At 69.1% G+C, this 24,747-nt stretch carries 21 protein-coding genes and 1 pseudogene; 7 read left to right on the forward strand and 15 right to left on the reverse strand.

Annotated elements, in window-relative coordinates:
- Nucleotides 1-361 precede the first annotated feature (361 nt).
- Together ABH925_RS18255 and ABH925_RS18260 are read left to right on the forward strand one after the other, a co-directional pair.
- On the forward strand, nt 362-3,787 hold the full coding sequence (locus tag ABH925_RS18255; protein WP_370149231.1) for a DNA polymerase III subunit alpha: 3,426 nt from the start codon (nt 362-364) through the stop codon (nt 3,785-3,787).
- Complete coding sequence (locus ABH925_RS18260; protein WP_370149164.1) at nt 3,787-4,788, forward strand: hypothetical protein; 1,002 nt, start codon at nt 3,787-3,789, stop codon at nt 4,786-4,788. Before ABH925_RS18255 ends, ABH925_RS18260 begins: the two co-directional genes overlap by 1 nt.
- A gap of 124 nt (nt 4,789-4,912) precedes the next feature.
- Here the strand turns inward: ABH925_RS18260 and ABH925_RS18265 are convergent, their stop codons facing one another.
- The 3 genes from ABH925_RS18265 to ABH925_RS18275 form a co-directional block, all read right to left on the reverse strand.
- Nucleotides 4,913-5,830 carry a UTP--glucose-1-phosphate uridylyltransferase gene (locus ABH925_RS18265; protein WP_370149165.1) on the reverse strand — a complete coding sequence of 306 codons (918 nt, stop codon included), beginning with the start codon at nt 5,828-5,830 and terminating at the stop codon, nt 4,913-4,915.
- A gap of 155 nt (nt 5,831-5,985) precedes the next feature.
- Nucleotides 5,986-7,299, reverse strand: coding sequence for a helix-turn-helix domain-containing protein (locus ABH925_RS18270; RefSeq protein WP_370149167.1), 1,314 nt, complete (start codon nt 7,297-7,299; stop codon nt 5,986-5,988).
- 531 nt (nt 7,300-7,830) lie between these two features.
- A complete protein-coding gene (locus tag ABH925_RS18275; RefSeq protein ID WP_370149169.1) occupies nt 7,831-8,172 on the reverse strand; it encodes a hypothetical protein in 342 nt (113 codons plus the stop codon).
- Between the two features lie 110 nt (nt 8,173-8,282).
- Here ABH925_RS18275 and ABH925_RS18280 point away from each other — a divergent pair, with 110 nt between their 5' ends.
- Together ABH925_RS18280 and ABH925_RS18285 are read left to right on the forward strand one after the other, a co-directional pair.
- Nucleotides 8,283-8,762 carry an ATP-binding protein gene (locus ABH925_RS18280; protein ID WP_370149170.1) on the forward strand — a complete coding sequence of 160 codons (480 nt, stop codon included), beginning with the start codon at nt 8,283-8,285 and terminating at the stop codon, nt 8,760-8,762.
- Nucleotides 8,723-9,625, forward strand: coding sequence for a TauD/TfdA family dioxygenase (locus ABH925_RS18285; protein ID WP_370149171.1), 903 nt, complete (start codon nt 8,723-8,725; stop codon nt 9,623-9,625). Before ABH925_RS18280 ends, ABH925_RS18285 begins: the two co-directional genes overlap by 40 nt.
- Before the next feature lie 138 nt (nt 9,626-9,763).
- Here ABH925_RS18285 and ABH925_RS18290 read toward each other — a convergent pair whose 3' ends face one another.
- Nucleotides 9,764-10,537 carry a glycosyltransferase family 2 protein gene (locus ABH925_RS18290; protein ID WP_370149172.1) on the reverse strand — a complete coding sequence of 258 codons (774 nt, stop codon included), beginning with the start codon at nt 10,535-10,537 and terminating at the stop codon, nt 9,764-9,766.
- Between the two features lie 66 nt (nt 10,538-10,603).
- Between ABH925_RS18290 and ABH925_RS18295 the strand changes: the two genes are divergently transcribed.
- Genes ABH925_RS18295 through ABH925_RS18305 form a run of 3 tightly spaced genes read left to right on the forward strand, consistent with a single transcriptional unit; the run spans nt 10,604 to nt 14,407 of the window.
- Nucleotides 10,604-11,860, forward strand: coding sequence for a nucleotide sugar dehydrogenase (locus tag ABH925_RS18295; RefSeq protein WP_370149174.1), 1,257 nt, complete (start codon nt 10,604-10,606; stop codon nt 11,858-11,860).
- 52 nt (nt 11,861-11,912) lie between these two features.
- Nucleotides 11,913-13,301, forward strand: a complete 1,389-nt coding sequence (locus ABH925_RS18300; protein ID WP_370149176.1) for a hypothetical protein — start codon at nt 11,913-11,915, stop codon at nt 13,299-13,301.
- On the forward strand, nt 13,298-14,407 hold the full coding sequence (locus tag ABH925_RS18305) for a glycosyltransferase family 4 protein (protein WP_370149177.1): 1,110 nt from the start codon (nt 13,298-13,300) through the stop codon (nt 14,405-14,407). Before ABH925_RS18300 ends, ABH925_RS18305 begins: the two co-directional genes overlap by 4 nt.
- A gap of 93 nt (nt 14,408-14,500) precedes the next feature.
- On the opposite strand, the gene ABH925_RS18310 is transcribed toward ABH925_RS18305, so the two are convergent.
- From ABH925_RS18310 to ABH925_RS18360, 11 genes and pseudogenes are all read right to left on the reverse strand, one after another.
- Complete coding sequence (locus ABH925_RS18310) at nt 14,501-14,935, reverse strand: hypothetical protein (protein ID WP_370149178.1); 435 nt, start codon at nt 14,933-14,935, stop codon at nt 14,501-14,503.
- 198 nt (nt 14,936-15,133) lie between these two features.
- Nucleotides 15,134-15,643 carry a hypothetical protein gene (locus ABH925_RS18315; protein ID WP_370149180.1) on the reverse strand — a complete coding sequence of 170 codons (510 nt, stop codon included), beginning with the start codon at nt 15,641-15,643 and terminating at the stop codon, nt 15,134-15,136.
- 235 nt (nt 15,644-15,878) lie between these two features.
- Nucleotides 15,879-16,808 carry a DUF6192 family protein gene (locus tag ABH925_RS18320; protein WP_370149181.1) on the reverse strand — a complete coding sequence of 310 codons (930 nt, stop codon included), beginning with the start codon at nt 16,806-16,808 and terminating at the stop codon, nt 15,879-15,881.
- A 322-nt stretch (nt 16,809-17,130) separates the two neighbouring features.
- A complete protein-coding gene (locus tag ABH925_RS18325; RefSeq protein ID WP_370149182.1) occupies nt 17,131-17,625 on the reverse strand; it encodes a DUF6283 family protein in 495 nt (164 codons plus the stop codon).
- A 14-nt stretch (nt 17,626-17,639) separates the two neighbouring features.
- Nucleotides 17,640-17,879: pseudogene (locus ABH925_RS18330) on the reverse strand (ISKra4 family transposase); the annotation flags it as partial.
- A gap of 46 nt (nt 17,880-17,925) precedes the next feature.
- Complete coding sequence (locus ABH925_RS18335) at nt 17,926-18,312, reverse strand: hypothetical protein (protein ID WP_370149184.1); 387 nt, start codon at nt 18,310-18,312, stop codon at nt 17,926-17,928.
- A complete protein-coding gene (locus tag ABH925_RS18340; protein WP_370149186.1) occupies nt 18,309-18,569 on the reverse strand; it encodes a hypothetical protein in 261 nt (86 codons plus the stop codon). Before ABH925_RS18340 ends, ABH925_RS18335 begins: the two co-directional genes overlap by 4 nt.
- A 45-nt stretch (nt 18,570-18,614) precedes the next feature.
- Nucleotides 18,615-19,256, reverse strand: a complete 642-nt coding sequence (locus tag ABH925_RS18345) for a hypothetical protein (protein WP_370149188.1) — start codon at nt 19,254-19,256, stop codon at nt 18,615-18,617.
- Nucleotides 19,257-19,341: 85 nt separating this feature from the next.
- A complete protein-coding gene (locus ABH925_RS18350) occupies nt 19,342-20,523 on the reverse strand; it encodes a hypothetical protein (protein ID WP_370149190.1) in 1,182 nt (393 codons plus the stop codon).
- A 246-nt stretch (nt 20,524-20,769) separates the two neighbouring features.
- Entirely contained in the window at nt 20,770-21,657 is an 888-nt protein-coding gene (locus ABH925_RS18355) for a replication-relaxation family protein (protein WP_370149191.1), read from the reverse strand.
- Complete coding sequence (locus tag ABH925_RS18360; protein WP_370149192.1) at nt 21,654-24,290, reverse strand: type IV secretory system conjugative DNA transfer family protein; 2,637 nt, start codon at nt 24,288-24,290, stop codon at nt 21,654-21,656. The genes ABH925_RS18355 and ABH925_RS18360 overlap by 4 nt, the downstream gene beginning before the upstream one ends.
- Nucleotides 24,291-24,747 lie beyond the last annotated feature (457 nt).

Raw genomic sequence — 24,747 nt, forward strand, 5'->3', positions numbered from 1 at the left:
CAACCCTCTGACCTGCACTGATGCGCAACTGGTGACTGAACTGGTGACTCAGTCACCAGCGGCAACGCCCCGGTCACCAGCCCTGGCCGTCAACCGGACACGGGCTTTCGGTTCGTCGGCGAGCGGCTCTCTCGAACAGGCTGACAGTGGGCGCGCACGGGCCAGGCGCTGGTGCCAGGCGGGCGCGGTACTCGGTGGTGATGACCCGTGAGGCCTGCTAGCCTCCACATGTTCGCACATCTGTACGATTTGGTCGTACGATCGAAGGGGACAAAGGGGACAGGTTGGGTGAGGGGGCTATCGGGAGCAAGGAGGCGCGGGCAGTGTGTTTACCCATCTGCAGACGGCGTCCGGCTACTCGATGCGCTACGGCGCCTCCCACCCCCAGGACCTGGTGCGCCGCGCCGCTGAACGCGGGATGGACGCGCTCGCGCTGACCGACCGCGACACCGTGTCCGGCGTCGTGCGCTTCGCCAAGCAGTGCATCAAGGACGGGGTGCGCCCGATCTTCGGCGCCAACCTCGCCGTCGCCCTGCGCGAACCACCCGCCCCCACCACTCCCACTGCGCGCCGCTCGCCGGTGCGCGGCGGCGCGCACGTCGACGAGTCCGCACCCCGGATCACGCTGCTCGCGCGCGACGGGTCGGGCTGGGCTGCGCTGTGCCGCCTGATCAGCGCCGCCCACGCCGACCCCGCAACGCGCACACCACTGCTGGCATGGTCCGCGCTTGCGCACTGCGCCGACGCCGGCCTGACCGTGCTGCTGGGCCCGGACTCCGAGCCGCTGCGCGCCCTGTCCGCCGGACGCGCGGACCGCGCAACCACTCTGCTCGCTCCCTGGCGCGACCTGTTCGGCGACCGCCTGCGCCTGGCCGCTGTCGCCCACCACCGGGACGGAACCGGACCTGGGTCACTGCGCCTGGCCGCGCACACCGTCGGCCTGGCAGCCGACCTGGGCATCGAGGCGGTGCTGACCAACGCCGTGCGCTACGCCGACCCCGGCCAGGGCCCCGTTGCCGACGTGCTGGACGCGGCCCGGCGCATGGTGCCGATCGACCCCGCCCGACTCGACTGCGGGCAGCGGTGGCTCAAGCCGCCGGACGCGATGCGCGCCGTCGCCGAGAAGATCGCCGCTGCGGCCGGACGAGAGCACGGGGGAGCCGCTGCGCTCCTGGCCGCCACACAGGCCACGGCCGACGAGTGCCGGATGGACCCTCACGCCGACCTCGGGCTCGGGCAGCTGCATCTGCCCGAGCCGCACCTGGTGGGCGCGAAGACCAGGACGGCGGACCGGGTGCTGCGCTCCCGGGTCACCGCCGAGATGGTGATCCGCGGCTACCACCACGACCGCCCCACCTGGGAGCGCCTCGAACACGAACTGAAGATCATCCGCGCCACCGGCATGGAAACGTACTTCCTCACCGTCGCCGCGGTGGTCGACGACGCGCGGGCCCTGGGCATCCGCGCCACCGCGCGCGGGTCGGGCGCGGGCTCACTTGTGGTGCACCTGCTGCGGATCGCCGGCGCTAACCCGATGGACCACGGTCTTCTGCTGATGGAACGTTTCCTCTCCACCCGGCGCAAGACACTGCCCGACATCGACGTCGACGTGGAGAGTGCCAGGCGCCTGGAGGTCTACCGGGCCGTGTTCGACCGCTACAGCTCCGAGCGGGTGGCGGCGGTGTCCATGCCGGAGACCTACCGGGTCCGCCACGCCATCCGCGACACGGGCGCCGCTCTGGGCATCGATCCGCACGAGATCGGCCGGCTCGCCAAGGCGTTCCCGCACATCCGCGCCAAAGATGCCCGCTCCGCCATGGCCGAACTGCCCGAACTGCGCGAGGTCGCCGCCAACGCAGAGCGCTACGGCCAGCTGTGGGACTTGGTCGAGGGCCTGGACGCGCTGCCGCGCGGCATCGCCATGCACCCCTGCGGCCTGATCATCTCCGACGCCACCCTGCTGGACCGCACCCCCGTCGCCCCGACCAGCGGCGAGGGCATTCCGATGTCGTTCTTCGACAAGGAGGACATCGAAGACCTCTCTATGATCAAACTCGACATCCTGGGCGTGCGGATGCAGTCCGCGATCGCCCACACGCTCACCGAGATCACCCGCACCACCGGCCAGCACCTGGACCCGGACGACCCGAAGCAGGTCGCCCCGGACGACCCCGCCACGTTCGAGCTGATCCGCTCCGCCCAGGTTTTGGCTTGCTATCAAATTGAGTCGCCCGGGCAGAGGGATCTGATCGGCCGTCTGCAGCCGGAGACGTTCGACGACCTGGTCATCGACATCAGCCTCTTCCGCCCGGGCCCGGTCGCAGCCGACATGGTCACCCCCTTCATCGAGGCCCGCCACGGACGCCGCAAACCCCACTACCCGCACCCCGACCTCATCCCCGCCTTGGAACCGACGCTCGGCGTCGTGGTGTTCAACGAGCAGGTCATGCAGATCATCTCGACGATGACCGGCTGCGATCTCGGCTTCGCCGACGTCACCCGCCGCGCCTTGGGCGACACGCAGCGCCAGCCCGCGATCCGGGCCTGGTTCCTGCAGCACTGCCACGACCGCGGCTACACCCGCGAGGTCACCCTGGAGGTCTGGGACGTTCTCGCCGCGGTGTCTGCTTATGGCTTCTGCGCTGCCCACGGTACGGCGTTCGCGGTGCCGACCTTCCAGTCCGCGTGGCTCAAGAGGCACTATCCTGCGCAGTTCTTCGCCGGCGTCCTGACTCACGACCCGGGCATGTACCCCGCCCGGCTGATCCTGGCCGACGCCCGCCGCTTCGGGGTGCCGATCCTGCCCGTCGACGTCAACACCTCCGCCGCTACCTACCGCGCCGAACCCGCCCCCGCGGCCGACTCCGCCGACGGGGAACGCCGACTGGGGATCCGCCTTGCCCTGTGCGACGTCCAGGGCATCAGCGAAGCCGAGACCCAGCGGATCGTCGCCGGCCAGCCCTACACCTCGGTCACCGACTGGTTCACCCGCGCCCGCCCCTCACGCCCCATCGCCGAACGACTGGCCCGCATCGGCGCCCTGGACACCCTGGCCCGGGGCCAGCACCGACGCGAACTACTGCTCCAGGTCGCCGAACTCCACCGCCAGCACCACAACACCGCCATCCCCACCCAGCTCACCCTCGCCGACGACACCACCGCCCCGGCCCCCACCGGCCTGCCCGTGATGACCAGCCACGAAGCACTCGGGGAGGAACTGTCCATCCTGGGACTCGATGCCTCCCGGCATCTGATGACCGAGCACCACCAGCTGCTCAAGGACCTCGCGGTCACCCCGGCCCGACTGCTCGCACAGGCCGGCCGCGGCGAGACCGTCCTGGTCGCCGGAGCGAAAGTCGCCAACCAGACGCCCCCGAACCGGACCGGCAAAAGGATCATCTTCGCGACCCTGGACGACGGCACCGGCCTGGTCGACCTCGCCTTCTTCGACGACGCCGCCGCCTGCGCCAACGTCGTCTTCCACAGCTTCCTGCTCCTGGTGCGCGGCACCGTCCAGCGGCGCGGCCCGCGGAGCATCAGCGTGGTCGGCACCGCCGCCTGGAACCTGGCCGACCTCGCCGACGCCCACAAGACCGGGGGAGCGGCCGCCGTGCACCGCCTCCTCACCGCAGCCCCCACCGACGACACCCCGTCTCCGGACCCCGGGCGGGTGCTGACCCTGCCGTCCGGCTACACCCTCAACCCCTGGGCCGACCTGCAGACACCGGGTGACGACGCCGCCAACACCCGGCGCATGTGGCACGCCTCTCCGGGCAGCGCAGGCTGATGGCCATCATCGTGTACGCGCACTTCCACCGGTGCCAGGAGGAGATCTACCGGCAGCTCTTTGCACCGATGGAAGACCTGACACCGGTCGTGCAGGCGCTGCCGCCCGACGCCGCACTGCTGGACCTGTCCGGGGCGACGCGCTACTTCGACCTGCACCCCACCGACCTGGCCCAGCTCCTGCAGCTACGCGTCCAGGCACGGTACGGCGTCACCACGACCCTGGGAATCGGCCCCAACCGGCTGATCGCCACCCTCGCCGCACAGACCACGGACCCCGGGACCATCCACCAGATCCCCAACGACCCCACGGCGATCACCACCCTCCTCGACCCGCTCCCGGTCCGCGCCCTGCCGGACGTTGGCCCCGCTGTGGAACGCACCCTGGCCGGCTACGGCCTGACCACGATCAGCGACCTGCGGACCGTCCCGCTACCCACCCTGCAGCGCATGACCGGCGCCACCACCGGGCGCCTCATCGCCGAACGCGTCACGGGGACCGACCCACGCACCGTCCAACCCCAGGGCCCACCCGCCAGCATCTCCGCACGCCGCACCTTCGAACACGACACCACCAACCCGACCGCCACACGCCGCGCCGCACTGTCGATCGCCGTCGAACTCGGCGCACGGCTGCGCACCTCCGGCCAGGTCACCCGACGCATGGACCTCGAAGTCCGCTACGCCGACCGCACCACCACCACGCGCTCGCGAACCCTGCCCGAGGCGACCGACCACACCGCCACCCTGCAACAGACCGCCTATACCCTGCTCGACTCGCTCGCCCTGCAACGTGCCCGGCTGCGAGCGATCACGGTACGGGTCCACGGCCTGGCACCGAGCGAATCCGCGTCCGTGCAACTCACTTTCGACCAGCGCACGGAGTTGAAGCGGAGCCTGGAACCGACGGTCGATCGGGCCATCGCCCGATTCGGCGCGCCCGCGTTGCGACCCGCGTCACTGGTCCTACCGGCCACCCACCGCAGGACGCGGGCTGCATGATGCCGGGGACCCGCGGCCTTCCGAGGACAGGGCCGGTGCCAGGTCGGCCGACTCGCTCGGGCACCTTGTCGAACTCCGTCGTCGCCGGCGCTCTGGTCGGACCGTGCGGTCCAAGGGAGACGGATCAGCTGGTCGGGTTGGCGCTGGGGTGGCCGTCGAGGTCGCGGGCGAGCTGGCGCAGCAGAGGCCCGTATTCGGGATGGGCGAGGGCGGAGGCGAACTGGGCGACGAGGTAGTCGGCTGGGTTGCCGGTGTCGTACCAGCGGCCCTGGATGACCTGGCCGTACACGGCGCGGCTGGCCGCGTAGGCGTTGAGGGCGTTGGTCAGGTAGACCTCGCCGGTCTTGTGCTCGTACCAGCGCTTGGTCTGCTCGCGCAGCTCGTCGATGATGCCAGGGGTCACGACGTAGCCTCCGATGGCCGCGTACGCGGAGGGTGCGTCGGCCGGCTTGGGCTTCTCGACCAGTCCGGTGATCCGCAGTAGGCCGTCGTCCAGGTCCTCTTTGACCACAGGCACGCCGTAGCGCTGGGAGTCGCCGGGTTCCATCGGCATCAGGGCCAGGACGGGGCAGCTGGTCGCTTCGTACGCGCGGATCAGCTGCTGGGCGCGGGGGACCTTGGCGACGAAGACGTCGTCGGGCCACAGGACCAGCATCGGCTCGTCGCCGAAGTTGCGGGCCGCGTTCAGGACCGGGGTGCCGTTGCCGTAGGGGCCGTGCTGGTCGAGGTAGGTGATGTGGCCGCGCCGGGACAGCTCGGCGACCTCCTCCACCGCGTCCGCGTACGCGGCCTTGCCGTCCGCGCGCAGCTGGTCGACGAGAGCGGGGTTGGGGCGGAAGTGCTCCTGGATCAGGGACTTGCCGCCCGAGACGACGATGGTGATGTCGGTGATGCCCGACGCCACCAGCTCGCGAACGGTGTGCTCGATGACTGGTTTGTCGCCGACCGGGAGCATCTCCTTGGGGGTTGCCTTGGTCAGCGGCAGCAGGCGGGAGCCCAGTCCGGCGGCGGGGATCACTGCCCTGCGGATCGTGGTGGCCATGAGGTCTCTCCCCGTCGAATGGCAAGCCAAGCCGGTCGGCACGGCATCCTCCGACGCTACCAACGCGCTGGGCCGGTATCGCGGGACCGCGGTGGCTCACCGGCACGGGAATGTCAGCTGGCCAGGGCGAGTCGTGTTCGTGCTTGATGGAGGAATCACGCCGCCAGGCGATGGCGGGCGTAGTCGCACAGATCGGCTGCTGCTGGCTCGCTGTGGCGCTCGAAGCGGTTGATCAGGGTTGTGACGAGGTCGAGGCAGCGGGTGGCCTTGCTGTCCAGCGAGGTGTCGAGTGCGAGGCGTGCGTGTTCGGCGGCGGCCTCGATGTCCTTGTCGCGGAGGTCGCCTTCGGCCTGGTAGGTGAGGAAGACCGCCCGGGTGCGTCGTCGCGCGGGATCGAGCTGGGAGAGCCCTCCCTCGATTGCGGCGGCCGCGCGGTGCTGGTCGCCCAGGTCCAGCCAGCAGCGGCCGGCGTCCGCGGACAGGTCCGCCGGGGACATCCATGCCACCCACCCCGGTGCGTGCCGTGGGTCGGAGTGCTCCAGCTCGTTCTCGGCGGAAGCCAGAGCTCTGGTGACGCCAGAGCGGTCGCGCAGGACGGCGAGCGCGCGGGCGTGGCGCAGGTCGAGCAGAGAGCGGGCGGCGGGGGAGGTGGTGCGGGCGCGAGCGTGGCCCAGGATCCGAACAGCGTCCTTGGGTTGTCCCAGCCAAGTGCAGGTGTAGGCGAGGTCGGACAGCACGCCGGCCCCGAGGTCGCGGTCGCCGGCGAGGTGGGCCGCGTGCAGGGCGCCTTGCCACAGTCGCTGTGCTGCACCGTGCTGGGCGGCGTCGAAGCGCAGCCAGCCCAGCGACTGCGCCAGGTGCGCCGCCGTCAAATGCAGCCGCTGCCCGGTGGCCTGGCCGTACCGGGCCTCTTGGATCAAGGCGACGGTGGTCTTCAGGTGGATCTCCAGCAGCTCGGCCACGAGTGGCCCGTTGGCGTTGGCCAGGCCGCGCAGCTCCGTGGTGCGCTCCTCCAACCAGCAAAGCAGCTCGGGGTCGACGGACTGCCCGGCCAGAGCGCCGGTGAGCCGGCCGGGTTCGGTGGTGGCCCATTGGGCCGCGCCGGTGGCCAGGGCGCTGCTGGCGAAGACGAGGAAGCTTCGGCGGTCCATGCGGGCGGTGGTGGCCTCTCTGATCGCGGCTCGGCTGCCGGCGGGGTCGAACGGGAGTGGGTCGGCGTGGGCGGGCAGCCACCACGGCCACCCCAGGTGTTCGACCTCGGCGGCGGGGACCCCCAGGACGCGGGCGAGCAGCAGCTGGTGCTCCTCGGTGGGCTCGACCTGGTGCTCCCACTTCCAGATCCGGTTGCGGTCGATTCCTGAGCGCAGCTGATGGCGGGCGGCCTCGCGGTGCATGAGCCGGGCGAGGTCCGCGAGTGACCAGCCCCTCTCCAGCCGGATCAGCACGAGCGGATGCGTTGCCAGTTTCACGGACCACCCCCGGCGATGTAGACGTCTGCCACCACGATGCCGCACGGCGGCGGACGGGGACAGGGAGTGATCGGGGCGGGCACACACCGGGCACACAGTTGTCCCGTTCCGAGCGAAGACGCCCGTTGGTGTCCTGATGTGACGCGCCGCCAGTCAAGCGGCGTGCCCGGACGGCGTGGGGTGTCCCTCGGCACCGGCGCAGCCCGCCGTGGGGGGGGGGGGGGGGGGGGGGGGCCCCCCCCCCCCCCCCCCCCCCGGGGGGGCCCCCCGCCCCCCCCCCCCCCCCCACGGCCCGACACCACCACAATCGGGAGCCCAGTGATGCATCGGAATATCGTCATCGCAGGCAGCGGACCGGCCGGGCTGGCCGCGGCCCGCGCGGTCCTGGCTGCGCGGCCGGATCTGAGCGTGGTGCAGCTGGAGGCTGGCCCGTCCCTTCCGCCACCGCCCGTGCCTCGTCGACCGGGGCTTCGCCGGTACCCGCTGCGGCAGCATCTGGCACGTCCTATCCGGGTTCGGCGGCAGCATCCACTACGGCGACGGGGCCAAGCTCTCGCTGCTGCCGTGCGGATGCTGCTTCATCGACCTCATCGGGCCGCAGGTAGATGGCCGCGCGGCGCGCTGCCCGTGGCCGGGGTCGTCCCGGTCGTCGCGCCGTCGGCGGTCGTGGATGGCTGCGGCAGCGCGCAGCGCAGCGGCGTCGCCGGCGTCGAGCCGGAGCTCGATGGCGAGCACGGATGTGAGCAGGCTGACGCGCGCGTTGTGGCGGACCCCGTGGATGGAGTCGGCCAGACGGGCGTCCGCGAAGCAAGCGACCTTCGGTACCAGCATCAGTGCCTTGAAAGCTCCGTCGGGCGGTGTCTCGTCGGCCATGAACTGTTTCGGGGCTGTGGGTTCACGATGGTGAACACCCCTGCATGCTGGAAATATTACTCTCTGTCACGGTCCGGGCAGCTGCCGCCGGAGAGAGGGTGAGCTGCGCGATGTCCAGGATGCACCACGACCTCCAGGTGATCTCCATGGCCGAGCACGTCCCGCTGGCCCGCCGTGAGACCGTCAAAGTCCTCGCAGGCTGGGGTATGTCCGGGCAAGTCGTGGACACGGCACGCCTGATCATCAGCGAGCTCGTGACGAACGTGGTGCAGCACGCGGCTGTACTCTCGCCCACCGCCACGGTCAGCTTCGCCGTCGAGGACGGGGCCGAACTGGTGCTGGCCGTCGCGGATGCCCACCCGTTCAAGCCGAAGCCCCTACCGACTGCCCACGACCACGGGGGCCGAGGCCTGTTCCTGGTCAACGCCCTGGTGCGGGAGCTCCGTGGCCGCGCTGAGGTCATCCCGGACACCGCCACCGGCGGCAAGCGGATCGTCGTCCGCCTGCCCCTGGTCCCCGCCGAGAACCCCAAGAGAGAAGGAAACCCCGCGTGTTCATCGACATCCCAAGCGAACTCCAAGCCGCTCTGATCGACCGTTCTCTCCCCACGTGGGAACTGGACGGTTCGTTCCTGGCCACCTCCACCATGGAGCGGTACCGGACCGAGCTGAAGGCCACCGCGCGGTTCGAGGAATCTGCCGCGATCCTGCGCCACGCGCTGACCGGGGATGACGGCGGATACGCCGTGCTGCGCCTGGGGACCCTCGCCAAGGCGCTGGGGACCGACGACGACCGCCTCCTGCGGCTGGCGATGGCCTTCGCGGCCGAGGTGGCGGTCCCCTTCTCGCCCTTCCCGCGGTGGCCCCTGTGGAAGGACATCGGCGTCAAGGTCGACAAGGACCCCGGCAAGTCCAGCGGCATCGGGTACAACGCATTCCACATGGACCTGGTGAACGCAACCCTGCCCCCGGACTACACCACGCTCCTGTGCGTTCGCCCCGACCCGCTCGGCGGCGGCCCCAGCATCCTCTCCGACGCCCACGCGGCGGTGGCGCGGCTGTCGCAGGACAGCCGCGCCCTCCTGGCCGAGACGGCCTACCACTACGGGACCTTCTTCGACCTGCACGGCGTCGGCGAGGAGTACAAGCCGTTCCCGATCCTGGACGGCTCCGACCCGGGCGGGGGGTTTGTCCGCTTCACCGCCAAGATGCTGGAGAGGTCCCAGCTCGGCCAGGCGCACGCCGACGCCGCCCGGGAGCTCGCCGGCGAGCTCGTCCGGGGGCAGGTCTCCTTCATGCTCCAGCCCGGGGACTACCTCATCGTGAACCAGCGCCGCTTCCTGCACGGTCGGGAGGCACTCCACAGCGGTCAGGAGACCGTCCCGGTCGCCGACCGGCGGCTACTCCTCCAGTTGTTCCTCCGCGCGAGGGCCGCCGACGGCTCGGCCGCGTAGCCGGCCGACGGCACGGTGACCCACAAAGTCCCACCTCCAGGTCCAGCCCCCGAGCACGCGGCACGGCCACGGGGCGGGCCCCAGTCGGGCACCCCAGGAACCGGTTGCGCACCGGGCTCCTCGGGCCCGTGCACGGATCTAGATGAGCGAGTTGCGCAGCGACTGCCACACAGCGCCGGCCAGCGCCCGCGTCGCCCGCGGGACCGACAGTTGCTCGTGCTCGCGGCACAGGGCCCAGTTGTATTGCACGAGCGAGAGCTTGTTGGAGGACAGCGATCCCGCCTGGTGGGCCCTGTACACCGCAAGCGGCTCAGCCAGGCCCCGGGCGTCAGCGCCGTCCCGCATGATCGACAGCCAGAGAGCGTAGTCCTGGCGCTTGCGCATCTCCGGCATCAGCCTCGTGCCCAGGACATTGCGGTCGTACATGGCGGTGAGAGCACCGATGTGGTCCTGGACCAGCATCGCGCGGTAGTCCACGTGCTCCCGCGCACGGACCACCCGCCCGTTCGGAACCCAGTCGGTGCTCTCGCCGTCGTAGTCGGCGGCCATCTTGAAGTACGAGGTGAACGTCAAAGGCGCAGTGACCTCCGCAGCGAAGGCGAGCTGCTTCTCGGTCTTCTCCGGAAGCCACATGTCGTCGCTGTCGAGAAAGGCGATGTAGTCCCCGCGGGCCCGCTCGATCGCGAGGTTGCGAGCCCGGCCCGCACCGCACCGCTCGGGTGCCGACTTCGGCAGAACGCGCTCGTCCTGCTCGGCGAACTCGTGCAGCAGGTCCATGGAGCCATCGCAGGACTGGTCGTCGGTGGCCAGCAGCTCCACGTCGCTGTGGGTCTGCGTGAGCACCGATCGGACGGCTGCGCCGAGGGTGGCCGCCGAGTTGTACACGGGCATCACGACAGACACCAGGGGCACAGCGCTTCTCCTTGCCAGACCAGGAACGACGGTCCATTCAAGCACCGCAATCGAGTAGGAGCTGCCATGCAGATAGTTGTCGCTGGTCAGGGCTATGTAGGGCTTCCACTGGCCGTACGCGCCGCAGAGGTGGGTCACCGTGTCGTCGGCTACGACGTGGACCCGCACCGCGTCCAGCAGCTCGCCGTCGGCCACTCCTACGTGGAGGACGTGGCCTCCTCGCGGCTGCGCGCAGTGCTGGATTCCGGGATCTACTCCGTGACCGCCGATGCTGCCGCGCTGGCCGGCTTCGACATCGCGGTGATCACCGTGCCGACCCCGCTGCGGGACGGCGTGCCCGACCTGACCTACATCGAGTCCTGCGCCCGGACCCTGGGCGAGCACCTTCGCCCCGGCGCGGTCGTTGTCCTGGAGTCCACGACCTATCCCGGCACCACCGAGGAACTGCTGCTGCCGATCCTGGAGACGGCGTCGGGCCTCAAAGGCGGGGTGGACTTCCTGGCCGGATTCAGTCCCGAGCGTATCGCTCCGGGAAACAAGCGGTGGTCGTTCGACGGGACACCCAAATTGGTGTCCGGAATCGACGCCAAATCACTCGACGTGATCAAGGGTTTCTACGACGGCATCTTTCAGACCACGGTACCGGTGTCCGGGACCAAGGTCGCCGAGCTGGCCAAGCTGATCGAGAACGTCTTCCGGTTCGTCAACATCTCTATGGTCAACGAGATGGCGATGCTGGCCGCTTCCCTCGGCGTGAACATCTGGGAGGCGATCGACGCCGCCGCGACCAAACCCTTCGGATTCACGCGGTTCACCCCCGGGCCGGGAGTCGGCGGGCACTGCCTACCCGTCGACCCGTTGTTCCTCTCGTGGAAGGTCCAGCAGGATCTCGGCGTCCCTTTCCGGTTCGTGGAACTCGCCGACGACGTGAACCGCCACATGCCCGACTACGTCGTCCGGCGTCTCGTGGAAGCACTCGACAAGCGCCGCATGACCATCAACGGATCTCGGATCCTGCTGCTCGGCCTGACGTACAAGTACAACGCCACAGACCTTCGCAATTCACCTTCGGCACGTGTCGCCGAACTTCTCATCAACCTCGGCGCCGAGGTCCGCGGCGCCGACCCCAACATCCCGGAGGGTGACGACACCACGCTGAACATGCCCCGGGTCGACGCGAGCCCGGAGGAGGTGGCGACCGCTGATGCCGTGGTGCTTCTCATGGACCACACCCGATTCGACCTCCCGATGATCGAGAAATGTGCAACCTATGTTCTCGACTGCCGAAACCGCCTTTCCGGAGCGAACGTCGAGACCCTTTAGCATCTCGAAATCATCCCGACCCGCTGTCAATCCTCCATCCCCGGGAGTTCTCTTGCGCGACGAATGGGAACACGCCCACACGGACTACACTCTGCCCGCGCAGCGTCAAATTCCTGCCTCGCTGGCCGAAAGCGAGAGCGACTGGCGCCAGTATCTGGAGACATCAGCCCCCAACGGCTGGCTGATACGACACAACGCCATGACCGAAGCGCTCGTCAGCGGAAAGCCGATGTACCTGCTGCACACCACCAAGGACATCGACGCCATCCGCATCAGCCGGCAGTTGCACGTCTCCACCGGATGCCTGGTCGGAGCCCTGTACTGCTCGCCTCTCGTCAGTCAGCGTGAAGGACTGCGCCCCCACAACCTCGGCACCTACCTGATGCGGACGAAGCCTTCCACCACGCCCATGGTCTTCGAGGTCATCCCGGACGCCCCGATCCGGCTCAAGGGCGTCGACTACCTGCATCTCGGTGCCGTCCACCTGCGTACCTACGAGCGCTTCCAGAGCTTCCTGACCCTGGCCGAGAACGACCAGCTCGACCACGCCGTGCTGACCGGGCTGCGTTCCGCGGCCGTGTTCCTCGACGCCGCCCTGCGCAACGCCGCCGGCCATGCCACTCCGGCACCCGAGTTCATCGACCAGTTGTCCGACGCCGTGGCCCACGTGCCGTTCCTTGGCTACCTGTACTTCGAGGTTCTGTCCGAATACCTGATGCTCCACTCCGTTACTCCGGAGACCAAGACCTATGCCCAGGCGGGAGAGCTGAACAACTGGCTCTACAAGCGACTCGCCTTCGCCGCCGTGGACGGCATGGACCAGTTGTTCGACCTGGCCCGTTTCAATCCGCGCTATCACCGGCTAGTCCAGCTCATCGAAGGCATGGAACCAGCTCTCGGCTCGGGAGTCGCCGAGTACGTCCGGCGACGACTGTCCCACCTGTTCGCCCGCACCGCGCTGCATCCGTCCCAGGATGCGGCGTCCGTCACCTTCCTTGGCGCTGATCTCAGCACGCTCCGGAACGTCGCGCCTGGACTGATCGGGCAGATGATCTTCCGCGAGATCCGCTACATGCCGCGCTACCAGCAGCTCTACCACTGCTTCGAGAAAGCGAAGGCTCTTGAGGCATGGGATTACTGGAACAGCGAGGGAATACCCACACCCTTCAATGGAATCCTCCCCAAGGGAGAGATCGGGATAAATCCCGTCTACCCCAGGTCGGCAGTCAGAGTATGGACGGCAGAACAGGACAGTAGCGGCTACTTACATCCGGCCGAGGAGGTCTCGGCCGTCCTCACGCCGCACCTGGCGTCGTGGTGGGCGCCAGCTCGTCAGCGCGAGAGGCAGATCACCACCGATGACTCACGAGTCGACGTGGCCCTGGGAGCCCGATCTCCGATTCCCACCCAACGGGCATCCATTGATGGGATCTCCGCATGACCTCCAAACTCCTGAACATCGTGACCGGCATCAACCGCACCTCCGTGCCTTCGTCCGGGAGCATGATCCTCGTCAGCGATCTCTACGGCGCAATGCCTGATATCCACACGACCTTCCTGGGCAGGGCACCGGTCGATCAGGCCTGGAAGGCCGCGTTCGATCATCTGATCATCCTCTCCACGACGAAACGCCCTCACGGCCCCGACTTCGACCCGTACGTTGACGAGTTGACCCGTGAGGTCGGTGCGCTCATCGAGAAGATCCAGCCGAACGCCATTCACGCCCAGTACCTCGGGTTCGCTCTCAGCCTGGCCTTCACCCGAACGGCCGGCAACATCCCGATCATCGCCATCGCCCACGGCCCCGACGTGATGGTGGCCGAGCGCAGCGCATCGGAACGCGAGGTCATGAATGAAGTTGCTGCCGCAAGCGCCGCGATCGTCGCCCCGACCTCCGCCCTCGCCGACCGCATCGACCGTCTCACCGGACGCCGATTCACCGATCGACTCACCGTCATCCCGTGGGGCATCCGTTTGAGTGATGCCCGGGTACGCGATCAACCGCCTACTGGAATCGGACCCCTGTCCGTGGTGCACGCCGGTCGCCTGGACGACAACAAATCCACGATCACCGCCGTCGAATCCCTCGCATTGACCGATCAGCCGCACCACTTGACCGTGATCGGCAAAGGACCCCTACGGGAGCATCTGGAGCAGCGGGCTATCGAACTTGGGCTGCGGGACCGGGTCCATTTTGTTCCATTCCTGCCCCGCGCTGAACTGTGGCGCCGTCTGCCGAACTTCGACGCCTTCGTCTTCACGACCAGAGGTCTGGAGGCTTTCGGGCTTGTCCTCATCGAGGCCCAAGCCCACGGACTCCCGGTCGCCTACGCCGATCTACCCGGTGTGAGGGAAATACTCGGGAGCACTGGCATTCCCTACACTCCTGGCGACCCACGCTCGCTGGCCGTGGCCCTAGACGAGCTGGGCCGGAACTTCCACCGGCGTAAGGCCCTGACCAAGGCGTCTCTCAACAACGCGCGCCGATACGGAATCACTACCACCGGCCGCCAGCTTGGCGAACTGACGCTCCGCGTTACCTCCTGACCCCGGTGTTTCGAGACCGGCCCACCGGTCCGCGCAAGAGGACCTAACACAAAGCACGGCGTCGCCTGATGCAGCGTCATGCGGGAATGGCGCCTACTGAGGGGGCGAGTCCGGTCCGCTCCGACTTCTCGGGCGGCGATGCTCCAGCCAGTCGAAGCCGGCCAGGATCTGCGTAGGGTCGAGGCCTGTCTCCTGCTCAAGGGCCTCGTTGCTGACGGTCGTCCCGCCGTGCGTCATGACGACCCAGGCGATCTTTCCCGCCCAGACCTCCGACTCGTCAAACGGCCGCTGCCCATATCGCCGCTCGATCTTGCGCAGGCACTCGGCGGAGCAGACCATGACCATTCGCTTGCCGTCGCGCTCTGGATAGTCTCGGTACACGGCTGACGAGTCCGGCACGACCGACAGCAGCGGATCATCCCCCTCGTACAGTCCCATCTGGAGTAGCCGGCCGCATTCGTCGCAGGTGTCCTCAAAGGGCTCGTCGGTCTCGTCGAAGTCGCCCTCGTCCCACTCGGCCGCTTCCATGCCTGCGCCTCTTCCTCCCCCCGCCGCGTCACGCTCTGGGATGATCCAGCGGCAGCGCGACGCTCCGTCGGAGGGTTTGGCTGCGGAGAGCATCGAAGCGCGTGACTTCGACTTGCGTCGGGCGACGGTCGCGGTGACGCTCGACGTGCGGGTCGGGCCCACGCTACCCGTGGGCCCGGCTCGCGCCGCCGATTGGACTCATCGGCGCCTGGTGGTGGTCCCGGACGTCTTCCGACCGCTACCCGTGGTCGGAGCCGTCTTGGCCTTTGTCTGCGCGGCCTCTGCTGCTGCGGCTTGCGGCGAGAAGCCGGCGTCGTTGAGGAACTTCAGCGCGGCGAGGATGTCGTTGCAGGTCTTGACCAACAACATGACGGGCAGGTCGCTCTGCACCTCCGGGGGCAGGTTGTCCAGGCAGCACTTTCGAATGCGCACGGCCTGGTGCTCCAGGGAGTGCAGCCTCAGCGCGGCGTACAGCGTGCACATGTCGACGTTGTTCGTCGCCACGTAGTGTCCGTGCACCAGCACGAAGCCCTTCTTGGCGTTCTTGCACTGGAAGTCGCGGATCCATCCCTTCCCGCGCTCGAACTGGGCGTCCGTGTTCCGGCCGATGGCCTCCTGCCGGGGAAGTCCAGTGTCACCGGCCTTGACGACCCGGTTCCATATGTCCTCTCCACTGTCGTGCGCCGCTTGGCGGCGCTGCGTGGCCATGGCATCTCACCTTCTTCGTCCTCATCGTTCGTCGTTGCATGACGGCTGCCACGGGGGCGGGTTTCGCGTCCGCGAAGTCGGTCGCGGATCCAGGCCTTGCCCCGATCGAACTCGGCTCCGGTGAGGTGTCCTTGTGCGTCCTGGCAGGAAAGGCCTTGATCACCTGCCTTGGCTATCCGCTGCCAGATCTCCTCTCCGCTGTCACCCGCAGTTCTGCGGTTTTCCGTGGCCATGGTTACTGGCCTGCTTCGTCCTCAAGCAGCTTGGCCAACGCCTTGTCCATGTCGGTGCGGCCCGTAGTGATGGCGCTTTCGCACCAGTCGAGGAGCATCCGGGCCTTTTGGATGTTGTCCAGGACGGCTGCCTTGGTGTCCTCGTTGTAGTCCTGGGCGTGGATCTCAGGGATGATCCGCTGGAGGGAGACGAAGAATGAGGCGAATGCCCCGATCAGTCGCAGGATCTCCAGAGGCGCCTCCTTGCCGATGCCAGGAGCCATCACCTCTTCGGCGGCATCCTGGACCTCTTCGGCGTCCTGGGCCGGCGCCAGCTCGGCCTCGGCCTCGATCTCGCTATCCACTTCCCGCCAGTGCTCGTACTGGGCTTCCCGGATCAGGTGCCGAGATCGCGGGTCGGCTACAACTCGGCTGCGGACCTCGGGCCGGGTGATCATCTCCTTGACGACTTCGGCCGCATCCTCGTCGCTGTGCAGGAGCCTCCTGGTCCTGGCGAGCCGTTCTTCCCTGTTGGTCGGGGTGTCGAAGGCACGGTTCGCGACCTTCTGCGCCTCGTTGACCGTCCACCGGTACTCCTTCGAGATCGGGTCGAAGGGGTCCTTCCGAATCAGGATGTAGCGGCTTCGGACGTAGGCGAGCTCTTCATGCACGGAGAAGCACACATCTGAACGGCGCTTCTCTTCTGGCCACTGCACCGCGATCTCGTAGTACTTGCGCAACGTGGTCTCGTTCACGCCGATCTGGTGGGCGAGGAGTTCGATGACCTCTGTGACCTCGCCGTGGCCACGAGGGTGGTCGACCAGCGCATCGATAACGAGGTCCCCAAGAGCGAACTGGTAGCTGGAGTGCTGCTTGACCAGCTTCCGGCCCTTGCGGACGATCGGTTCCCATTCGGCCTTGGTGTAGCCGGTGGGGAGAGTCGTGGTTGTCACGAGGAGCCTCCCTCACTCGTGTGCTGCAAGCATCGTCGAGTGAGCGTCCGTGGCTGCCCCGCCCGTCGGGCTGTACGAAGCAACAAGGCTCCAGACAGCCAGCGAATGCCGTCTGTAAGCAATCTACCCCCGTCCGTCGGGGCCGGGCTGGCCTGCGACGAGTCGCGCCGCCTCAGACCGAGACAGCTCGGGTGCTCAGGGCTTCCTGAAGGCCTCGGACTGCGGGTTCACGGTGGTGCCGAGGCGAGATGGGTGCAGTTCTCCGTTGGAGGGAAGCGGCTTGTGAGACTGTGGCCGCAGTTTCGGTGGTCCAGCGTCCGGGTTAGGTTTCGAGGTCTGCTCGAACCCGGGAGATTTTGGCGATGAGGTGTTCGGCTGCTTCGCGCGGCTGGTCGATGGCGGCTTGGCCGTGGTCGGCGGCCTCACAGCCCGAGGCGAACAGCGGGACCGGCGATTGGTAGGTGACTGTGGTGTGGTAGGTCGCCTCGTCGATGCTGCCGTTGAGCACGCCGATTCGTAGCGCGAGCAGTTGCGTGCTGTCATGGCAGCCGGCCCAGCCGGCGCAGATGCGTCGGACCTCGCTGTCGGCGTCGGCCTGGTGGCACTGGAACAGCGCGGAGGGCTGTTCAGGGGTCGGGGCGTCGTACCGGCGGAGCTTCTCGTACTCCCGGTGCGCCCAGACGCCTGAGGGAACGTCGCGCCGGTAGGGGCAGCTCTCGCAGGGGCGCGGTGCCGGCTGGCGCAGTGACGACTTGGAGGCATTATGGCGTGGATGACCGGCCAGCGTCCGGTCCGTTTCCGGATGTGTCCAGGTCACGCGGTGAGGCGATATTACCGCTGGTCAAGGGCGGGGTATAGGAGTTCCTGCTCGCGTGCGAGGTGGTGGGTCAAGTAGGTGTCGAGGTCGCCGTTGGCGACCAGGGTGCGTAGGCGCAGGACGGCTTCGGCACCGGGCAGGCCCCAGCGGGCGCCGGTGATGTCTAGGCGGTCGGTCAGGTGTCGGCACGCACCCTCGACGGCGCCGATGGCGGTCGGCCAGCCTTGATCGAGCGCGGTGTCGTAGCCGAGCCAGTCCAGCCCCCACGGTGAGCGTCAGTTCCGGGCGAAGGGGGCGTTGTCAGCTGATCTTGCCGGGGTCGATGGGGTCTACGCCGGTGCCGGTGTACAGGTCGGGCTGCACCGACAGGACTACCAGTCCGGTGGGGTGGTGGGCGCTGGGGCGGCTGGCGTGTACGGCGTGGGCGATGCGCCAGTCGATGCCGTCGCCGATCAGGGCGCCGACCGCGATGACGGCGGACAGGTCCAGGGCCTCGATGTCCAGGCCGGGCAGCGCGCCGACGTGTTCGGCCACCCCTTGGCGCTGGGCTTCGGCGGCGGTCAGGCACAGCGCGGGGACGTGGACCGCCGCCCGTCCCGCAGCGGCGTCCACCACGAACCCGGACAGCGCGGGATACCCGGCCCCCAGGGCGAGCAGGGCGGTGTGGTCGAAGATCGCCGGGATCACGCTGCGGCGCCCCGCTCGGCGATGGCCGCACGCAGACGCGCGGAGGCTGCCAGCGCCTCCTCGGTGACCTCGACACCCATGTGCTCGCGCAGGTAGCGCTGCGCGGCGTCGGCCCGCGCCGCCAGCTCGTCCGCGGTCGGGGTGCTCTGGGCGAGGTCCTCCACGAGGTCCTTCAGCGTCGTGCCCCGCTCGGCTGCCAGCGCGTTGAGCCGCTCCCGGGCGGCCTTGGACACCTTGATGCTCGTCTCGTCTGCCATACCCGCTACTCTACCGCCGGTAGAGCCCGGCGGGAGCAGGGCTGGTCAATCGTCGCCAGCGTCGCGCAGATGGCGCATGCGCAGCGCATCCTCCCGGAACGCCGCCGCGACCTTGGCGTCCAGATCCCTCTGGCCGTGGTCTTCGCCGCACGGGCAACTGCTCCACCCGTCTGCCTCGATCCGCTGGGCGGCCCGGTCGGTGATCTCGGCGGCCTCGTCCAGCAGTCCGACGGGGACCTGCATGCAGTCGCTGTCCCGGTCGGCGTTCACCGCCATGCCCAGCTCGGAGATCAGGTCCAATGCGTGTTGCACCGAGCGCGTATCACCGTTGCTGGAGGCGTACTTCGCCGCCTGGGCCAGGGCCATGAGCGGCCGCCCCGGCACCCAGCGGTCCATGGTGAGCCGGCGTTCGTCGACGCGGACCGGCCGCACCGCGTGCACGTCCTTGGCCCCGTCGGTGTCCGGGTCGCCCGCCGCAGCGATCTGGTCCGCGACCACGCCCGGCTCGATGTAGCGCAGCGCGGCCCTGGGCTGGATCCCCAGTTGCTGCGCCACCAGGCCGACCATGTGGGCCAGCACGTTGACCACGGCGACCTGCTGGACATCAAGACCGCGCAGCAGCAATTCCGCCGAGACCTGCGTCGCCAGGGCCTTGAACCCCGCGGTGTTCCTCACGTCAGCTGCCACGACCACCACCCTAGGAGCGGAGAGGCGCCAGCGGCACAGGGTCCGGGACTTCAACTCCAAGGAGTGACCAGAGCCCGGGTCCGGCTCAGTTCGTCGCGCAGTCGGGGCAGCGGTAGGGGCCCAGTGCGTTGTGGGGGTCCTGGTAGCGCCATCCGTTGTCGCACTGGCCGCAGCGCGGGCCTCGTGGGGCCCGGGGCTGGGGTGTTCGGCGTGGTGGTGCGCCGTGGCCTTCGAAGGTCAGGGCGTCCTCGAACCGCTGCCAGGTTGGTTTGACGCGGCCCATCCACTGGGCGCGTGCCGTGAGGAAGTCGGTGTCCTGTTCGCCCGCGGTCAGGAGTTCCAGGGCCTGGGCGGCGATGGCGGCCTGACGGCGCGGCATCCGGGTGCCACCGCCGTCGGCCATCCCCTGCGCCCAGGCCTGGGCGATCCTGGCGGCTGCCTGCGTGGCCGCGTCGTCGTGCCCGGCCGCCGGGTTCTCTCTCTCGCCTGCAACTTCAGCCGACGCGGACGCGGCGGGTGCGAGGGAGAGAGAAGAACTTCTTGGAGAGACTTCTTTGGGGGGTGCGTTTTCGCTGGTCACAGGCTTACGTTCGCCGGAATTCCGGCTGGCTCGGCCGGATTTCCGGCCGCGGCCGCCGGATTTCCGGCTATCGAAGCCACCTGGGGTTTCACCGCTGCGGCCCAGGTCAGCTCGATGGCCGGAAATCCGGCCTTCGAAGCGCTCGGCGGGGTCGTCGACGCCGCATCGGGCGGGCGGGGCGGGTGGGTGTTCGCGCCAGTCGGGCCGGTAGGCGTCCAGCTTGTCCCAGGCGTTGCGCCAGCCGTCGTAGGCGTCGGGGGGCAGGTCGTGGACCTGGTAGCGGCGCAGCGTGGTCTGGATGCCGCCCTGGCCGGTGGAGGTGACGAGTCGTCCGTCGGGGTTGGTCACCAGGCCGAGGCGGGCCAGGACCTGCAGCGCGTCCTTGACCGTCGACAGGCCGGTGGGTTTGCTGTTGATGCCGGGCAGCAGCCAGCACAGCTGGTCCAGGCTCATCCTGCGCAGTGCCCCGGGGCGTTTCTCGGTGACCATGGAGCGCAGCAGGCTGTAGAGCAGGTAGGCGGTGCGGGTCATCTGCGGGTGCAGCATGATCCAGTCGCGGACCTGGGTGTGGGACCAGTAATCGACGATCGTCCCGTAGAACTCCACGGCGTCCCCTGTGTCCGCGCCCGCGTGGGCGGGCTGGGGCGCGCTGGGCCGGGTGTCGCGGTGGTGTGGTGCGTGGGGCACTGGTTCGTTCTCCCGCTGATCGAAGATGCGCGCGAGGGCAGCGGATCGGATGCGGAGGGGGCGTCAGAAACGGTTCCCGCAGGGAGAACCGGTCTGCACTCCTTTCGGCGGCACCCGGGTGGAGGGTGCCGCCCGTCCGCAGCCCGCTGCTCCCGTGCTGGTCGTGGATCGGTGTCCCGGGTGCTCGCCGGGTATGGGCATGCGTGGTGGGTGGTGGCCGGGTGGGGTCGGCTACCACCGGTGGGGTTACAGGTCCGTCCACCCGCAGGGCTGGGGGCGGCCGTCCAGGCAGGTCCACACCGAGGCGCTGGGGCCGTGGTCCTCGAGGTCTTCCAGGCGGGCGACGCCGACGGGGACTTGGCGCACCAGGTGGGCGGCCAGCGGATGCCCGCTCGCCATCGACTTCAGGTCCTTGATGCGGTTGAGCAGTCCCGTGTGCCCGATGTTGGTGAGCACGAACAGCACCCGCGGGAACTTGGGGTACTCCTTCTGCCACAGCGGCAGCGCGCTCTGGGACTGGACGGCGCTGCGCCGTCCGGGAGGGATCGGGGTGTAGTCCAGGAAGCGGGCGTAGCCGATGAGTTTCGCGGCCAGGCGTTCGCTGCTCATGGTGGCGCGGTCGACTTCGACGAATGCGCGGTACTGCACGCGGCCGCTGCTGGTGGTGGCGGTGTAGCGCAGCAGGGCGTCGGCGATGACGGCGTCGTCACGCTGGTCGGTGACCTTGTGGTACTTCTCCGGGATCCAGTCGAGCGGCCCGTACTCGTCGCCGCGGTGCCGGGCGTCTTCGAGGAACGCCAGGTGGGCGCGCAGCACGGTCAGGGTGTGCGCGGTGCGCAGACGCACCGCGAGGGGGTCGGCTGCCACCGGCGGGAAGGGGCGGCCGCGCAGTTCGGGCCAGTCGGCGGCAATCGAGCGGCCGTAGTCGGTCAGGTACCAGACCCGGGTGCGCCCGGGCAGCGGCATGGTCACGTGGTCGGCCAGGCCCTGCGCGCGCAGTTCGTTCATCTTCTTGCGCGGCCACTCGCTGCTGCGCTCGGGGGCGAGCATCCGGTTGAGCTGGGCCAGGGTGGCCATGCGGTGCTGGTAGAGCACGGTCATGGCTTGCTGGGCGAAGGTGGTGTCGGTGCTCACTGGTGCCTCGAAGGGGTGGCGTCGCTGTCGGCGCGGGCGGCGGCGTCTGTGGGGGAGTTGGGGCGCTTCGGGCCGCTCTTGGCCAGACAGGGCCCGGTGTCGTCGGCCGGCGGTCCGCCGTGGGTCAGGAAGCGCAGCACCACCTGGTCCTGTTTGTCGGCGATGGCCAGGCGCTGGGCGATGGGCAGTGCGCCCAGCGCGCCGACGGAGCGGCGGGTGAGGGTGGGGATCTGGTCCTTGCTGCGCAGGGCCCGGAATACGTCTTTGACCTGCGGGCCGCGGATCTTGAGGGGGCCCACCCGCTTGCCGGCGACGGTCAGTGAGACGTAGTGGTGGTACTTGGGCAGTTCGGCGACCAGGGCCGGGTCGACGGCGTCGTGCCATTCGTCGGTGATCAGCTTGATGGCGGCATTGGAGCCGGCGGTGGTGGACAGGATGGAGGCGTTCTGCAGCAGGCTGTCGCGGGTGGTGGCGCTGATGCGCTGCAGCAGCTGCGTCATCGCGTGCAGCCGGATCCCGAACTTGCGCAGTTCCTCGGTGATCTCGGCGATCGTGGCGGACGCGGCGCCGTCCAGGGAGATCAGCTCGTCCAGGAAGACGAAGAACGGACGGCGGCGTTTGACGGGCAGGTCCTTGCGGGACAGTCCGGCCCGGTACAGGTCCTGGATGAGCAGGGAGACCAGGAGCCGGTCGGTGGGTCCGGTGCCGGCCGGGCAGACCCACACCACGCGGCGGGTGTCCATGGCCTTGCGGATGTCCCATTTGCCGGTGGGCGTGCCCAGCAGGGCGCGGGCGACGCGGTCGGAGGCGAGCCGCTCCAGGGGGTTGAGCACGACGCTGAAGGCGTCCTCGGTGTAGGTGGTGAAGGTGGTGGTCCACCAGCGGGCGGCCTTGGCGGGCAGGTGCCGCAGAGCCGCTTCGCGCCACAGCGGGTCCTGCAGCAGGGCGGGGATCTGGAACAGCGTGGCCTGGCTGCGCGGCAGTTTCGCGGCGATGGCCGCGGCGTTGACGGCGACCAGGGCTTCGACGCACTTGATGAAGATGGTCAGCGCGCGCGGCGCGGTGATCTCACTCCAGCCCATGACGGACGCGAACGCGTCGACGACCGCGTCTGCGACCTTCGAGGGATCGGGGTCCTTGTCCATGGCCAGCGGGTTCCAGCCGCCTACCCGGGCGGTGTCGCCGGGGTTGGTCAGGTCCAGGCGCTGGACCCGGTCGCGGATGCTGTGGTGGGCCAGGTACGCCTCGGCGGCCTTCCAGGTGTCCGCGTGGGGGTCGATGAACATGCAGCCGTGCCCGCCGTGGGCCAGCGCGATCGCCTGGACCAGGGAGCGTTCGGTCTTGCCGTAGGTGGCCTTGCCGACCGCGACCCCGAACAGGGACTCCTCGACGGGGCCGGCGATCAGCCGCGACGTGCCGTCGGGGGCGGTGTGCCAGCCGTGCGGCAGCAACTCGGCACTGCCCAACTCGTAGGTGGGCACGTCACTGGCCAGCACCGGCATCCGGCAGTGCGTCGTGGGCGGCTTGAGCAGCCCGACCAGCTCGCCGATCCCCACCCAGTTCTCGCCGCGCGGCACCACCAGCCCCGAGGCCCAGCGCCGGTCGAAGGACTTGCTCCGCCACGCGGTGTCGGCGTTGACCTGCCACGGGCCCAGGCGCCGTGCGTCCACCCGCAGGCGGCTGGGGCCGGCGAACACGTCCAGAGCGGCGGTGAGCTGCTGGAGCTGGGCCTGGGCGCGGCCGACGGTGTCCGAGCTGCAGCGCACCAGCAGTTGGATCCGCACCACGCCGCTGTCACTGCCCAGCCGTCCCAGGGTCTGCTCGCGGGAAACCGGCCGCGGCCGCGCCGGCATGGCCAGGCGGCGCGAGCCCGTACGGCCCTCGTTCGGGTCCAGGAGCCGGCCCAGCTGGAAGGCCCAGGACTCCTCCAGATCAGCGGCGTCCACCGCCTGCATCCGTGACTCACGGCGCGCCGCGGTTCGCGCACGCTCGCGGGCCTGGGCCATCAACTGCCAGCGGCGCAGCCGCATCCGCCAGTGCGGCACCGGCTGCAGGTCCAGGACGATCTCCGCCAGGTCGCCCAGATCCGCGCGCAGCGCTGCGACCGCGTCGACGATCGGCTGGAGGGGATCGGGCTGCAAGGGCACCTCACGCAGCGCGGCCGCCGGGCTGCCGCCGACCGTGAACTCCGCACGCACGGTGTACTCGCGGGCCTTGTCGCGAACCGGGGCGGCCTCGGTGACGGTGACGTCGTCGTACGGGGTGCCCGCGAGCAACAGGTGGGCGCTGGCTGCGCCTTCCACGCTCCAGTCCAGGGCGCAGGTGCCGTCCGCGCGCAGGCGCAGCCGCACCGACTTCGAGCGCAGCGGCGCCCACCACGGGCCGCAGTTCGATGCGCGCAGCAGGACGGCGGCGTAGCGCCACAGCTGCTCGGGGACCGGATCGAAGCGGCGGGTCGGGGTCAGCGTGAACCGCACGCGCTTAGCGATCGCCTTCTTCGCCAGACGGTCGCGGACAGCGACAGTGGCAATCAGCAGCACGGCCAGGCCGACGCCGACGAACAGCACGTTCTGGCTGATCCACCACCCGGCGGCAAGACCGGTCGAGATGACCGCCTCCAACAGGGTCGGCACCGCCGCGCTCATCGGCCCCGCCCACTGAGCGGCAGGGCCACAGGGACGGCACGCGGTGAAGCGCCGTCAGATCGTTGGAACAGGTTCATCACGGGCCTCCAGGAGGGATTGGTGCCGACCCCTGAAGACAAGCCCCCACCGATCACCAGCTGGGTCACCAGATCCACCCGCCCGGCATCACGACTGCGTATCGGTGCCTCTGGTAACTCGCTCGCCGAAGTCACCAGCCGCCACGTTGCCCTCTGACACTGAATCCGGACCGCTTGCCATCGGAGTTGGACCACCCGTAGTTCCCTGCCATGGAAGTTGGACCAGTGGTCTCTGTTCGTGGCCCGGAGTCACCGCCCGTTTCCTGGTCTGGTGCACCTCGTTGGACTGATCGGGGTCTTGGCTGCTGCCCCCAGTTGCTCAGTCTGTCCACGGCGGCGTGCCAGCTCCGCACCACCAACGAGGAAGA

Source organism: Streptacidiphilus sp. EB129, assembly GCF_041262645.1.
GTDB lineage: Bacteria > Actinomycetota > Actinomycetes > Streptomycetales > Streptomycetaceae > Streptacidiphilus.

Excerpts from the sequence above, each read along its gene's own strand:
- ABH925_RS18255 (WP_370149231.1), top strand. The coding sequence starts at position 362 with ATGCGCTACGGCGCCTCCCACCCCCAGGACCTGGTGCGCCGCGCCGCT.
- ABH925_RS18260 (WP_370149164.1), top strand. The coding sequence starts at position 3,787 with ATGGCCATCATCGTGTACGCGCACTTCCACCGGTGCCAGGAGGAGATC.
- ABH925_RS18265 (WP_370149165.1), bottom strand. The coding sequence starts at position 5,830 with ATGGCCACCACGATCCGCAGGGCAGTGATCCCCGCCGCCGGACTGGGC.
- ABH925_RS18275 (WP_370149169.1), bottom strand. The coding sequence starts at position 8,172 with ATGGCCGACGAGACACCGCCCGACGGAGCTTTCAAGGCACTGATGCTG.
- ABH925_RS18280 (WP_370149170.1), top strand. The coding sequence starts at position 8,283 with ATGTCCAGGATGCACCACGACCTCCAGGTGATCTCCATGGCCGAGCAC.
- ABH925_RS18295 (WP_370149174.1), top strand. The coding sequence starts at position 10,604 with ATGCAGATAGTTGTCGCTGGTCAGGGCTATGTAGGGCTTCCACTGGCC.
- ABH925_RS18305 (WP_370149177.1), top strand. The coding sequence starts at position 13,298 with ATGACCTCCAAACTCCTGAACATCGTGACCGGCATCAACCGCACCTCC.
- ABH925_RS18310 (WP_370149178.1), bottom strand. The coding sequence starts at position 14,935 with ATGGAAGCGGCCGAGTGGGACGAGGGCGACTTCGACGAGACCGACGAG.
- ABH925_RS18315 (WP_370149180.1), bottom strand. The coding sequence starts at position 15,643 with ATGGCCACGCAGCGCCGCCAAGCGGCGCACGACAGTGGAGAGGACATA.
- ABH925_RS18340 (WP_370149186.1), bottom strand. The coding sequence starts at position 18,569 with ATGGCAGACGAGACGAGCATCAAGGTGTCCAAGGCCGCCCGGGAGCGG.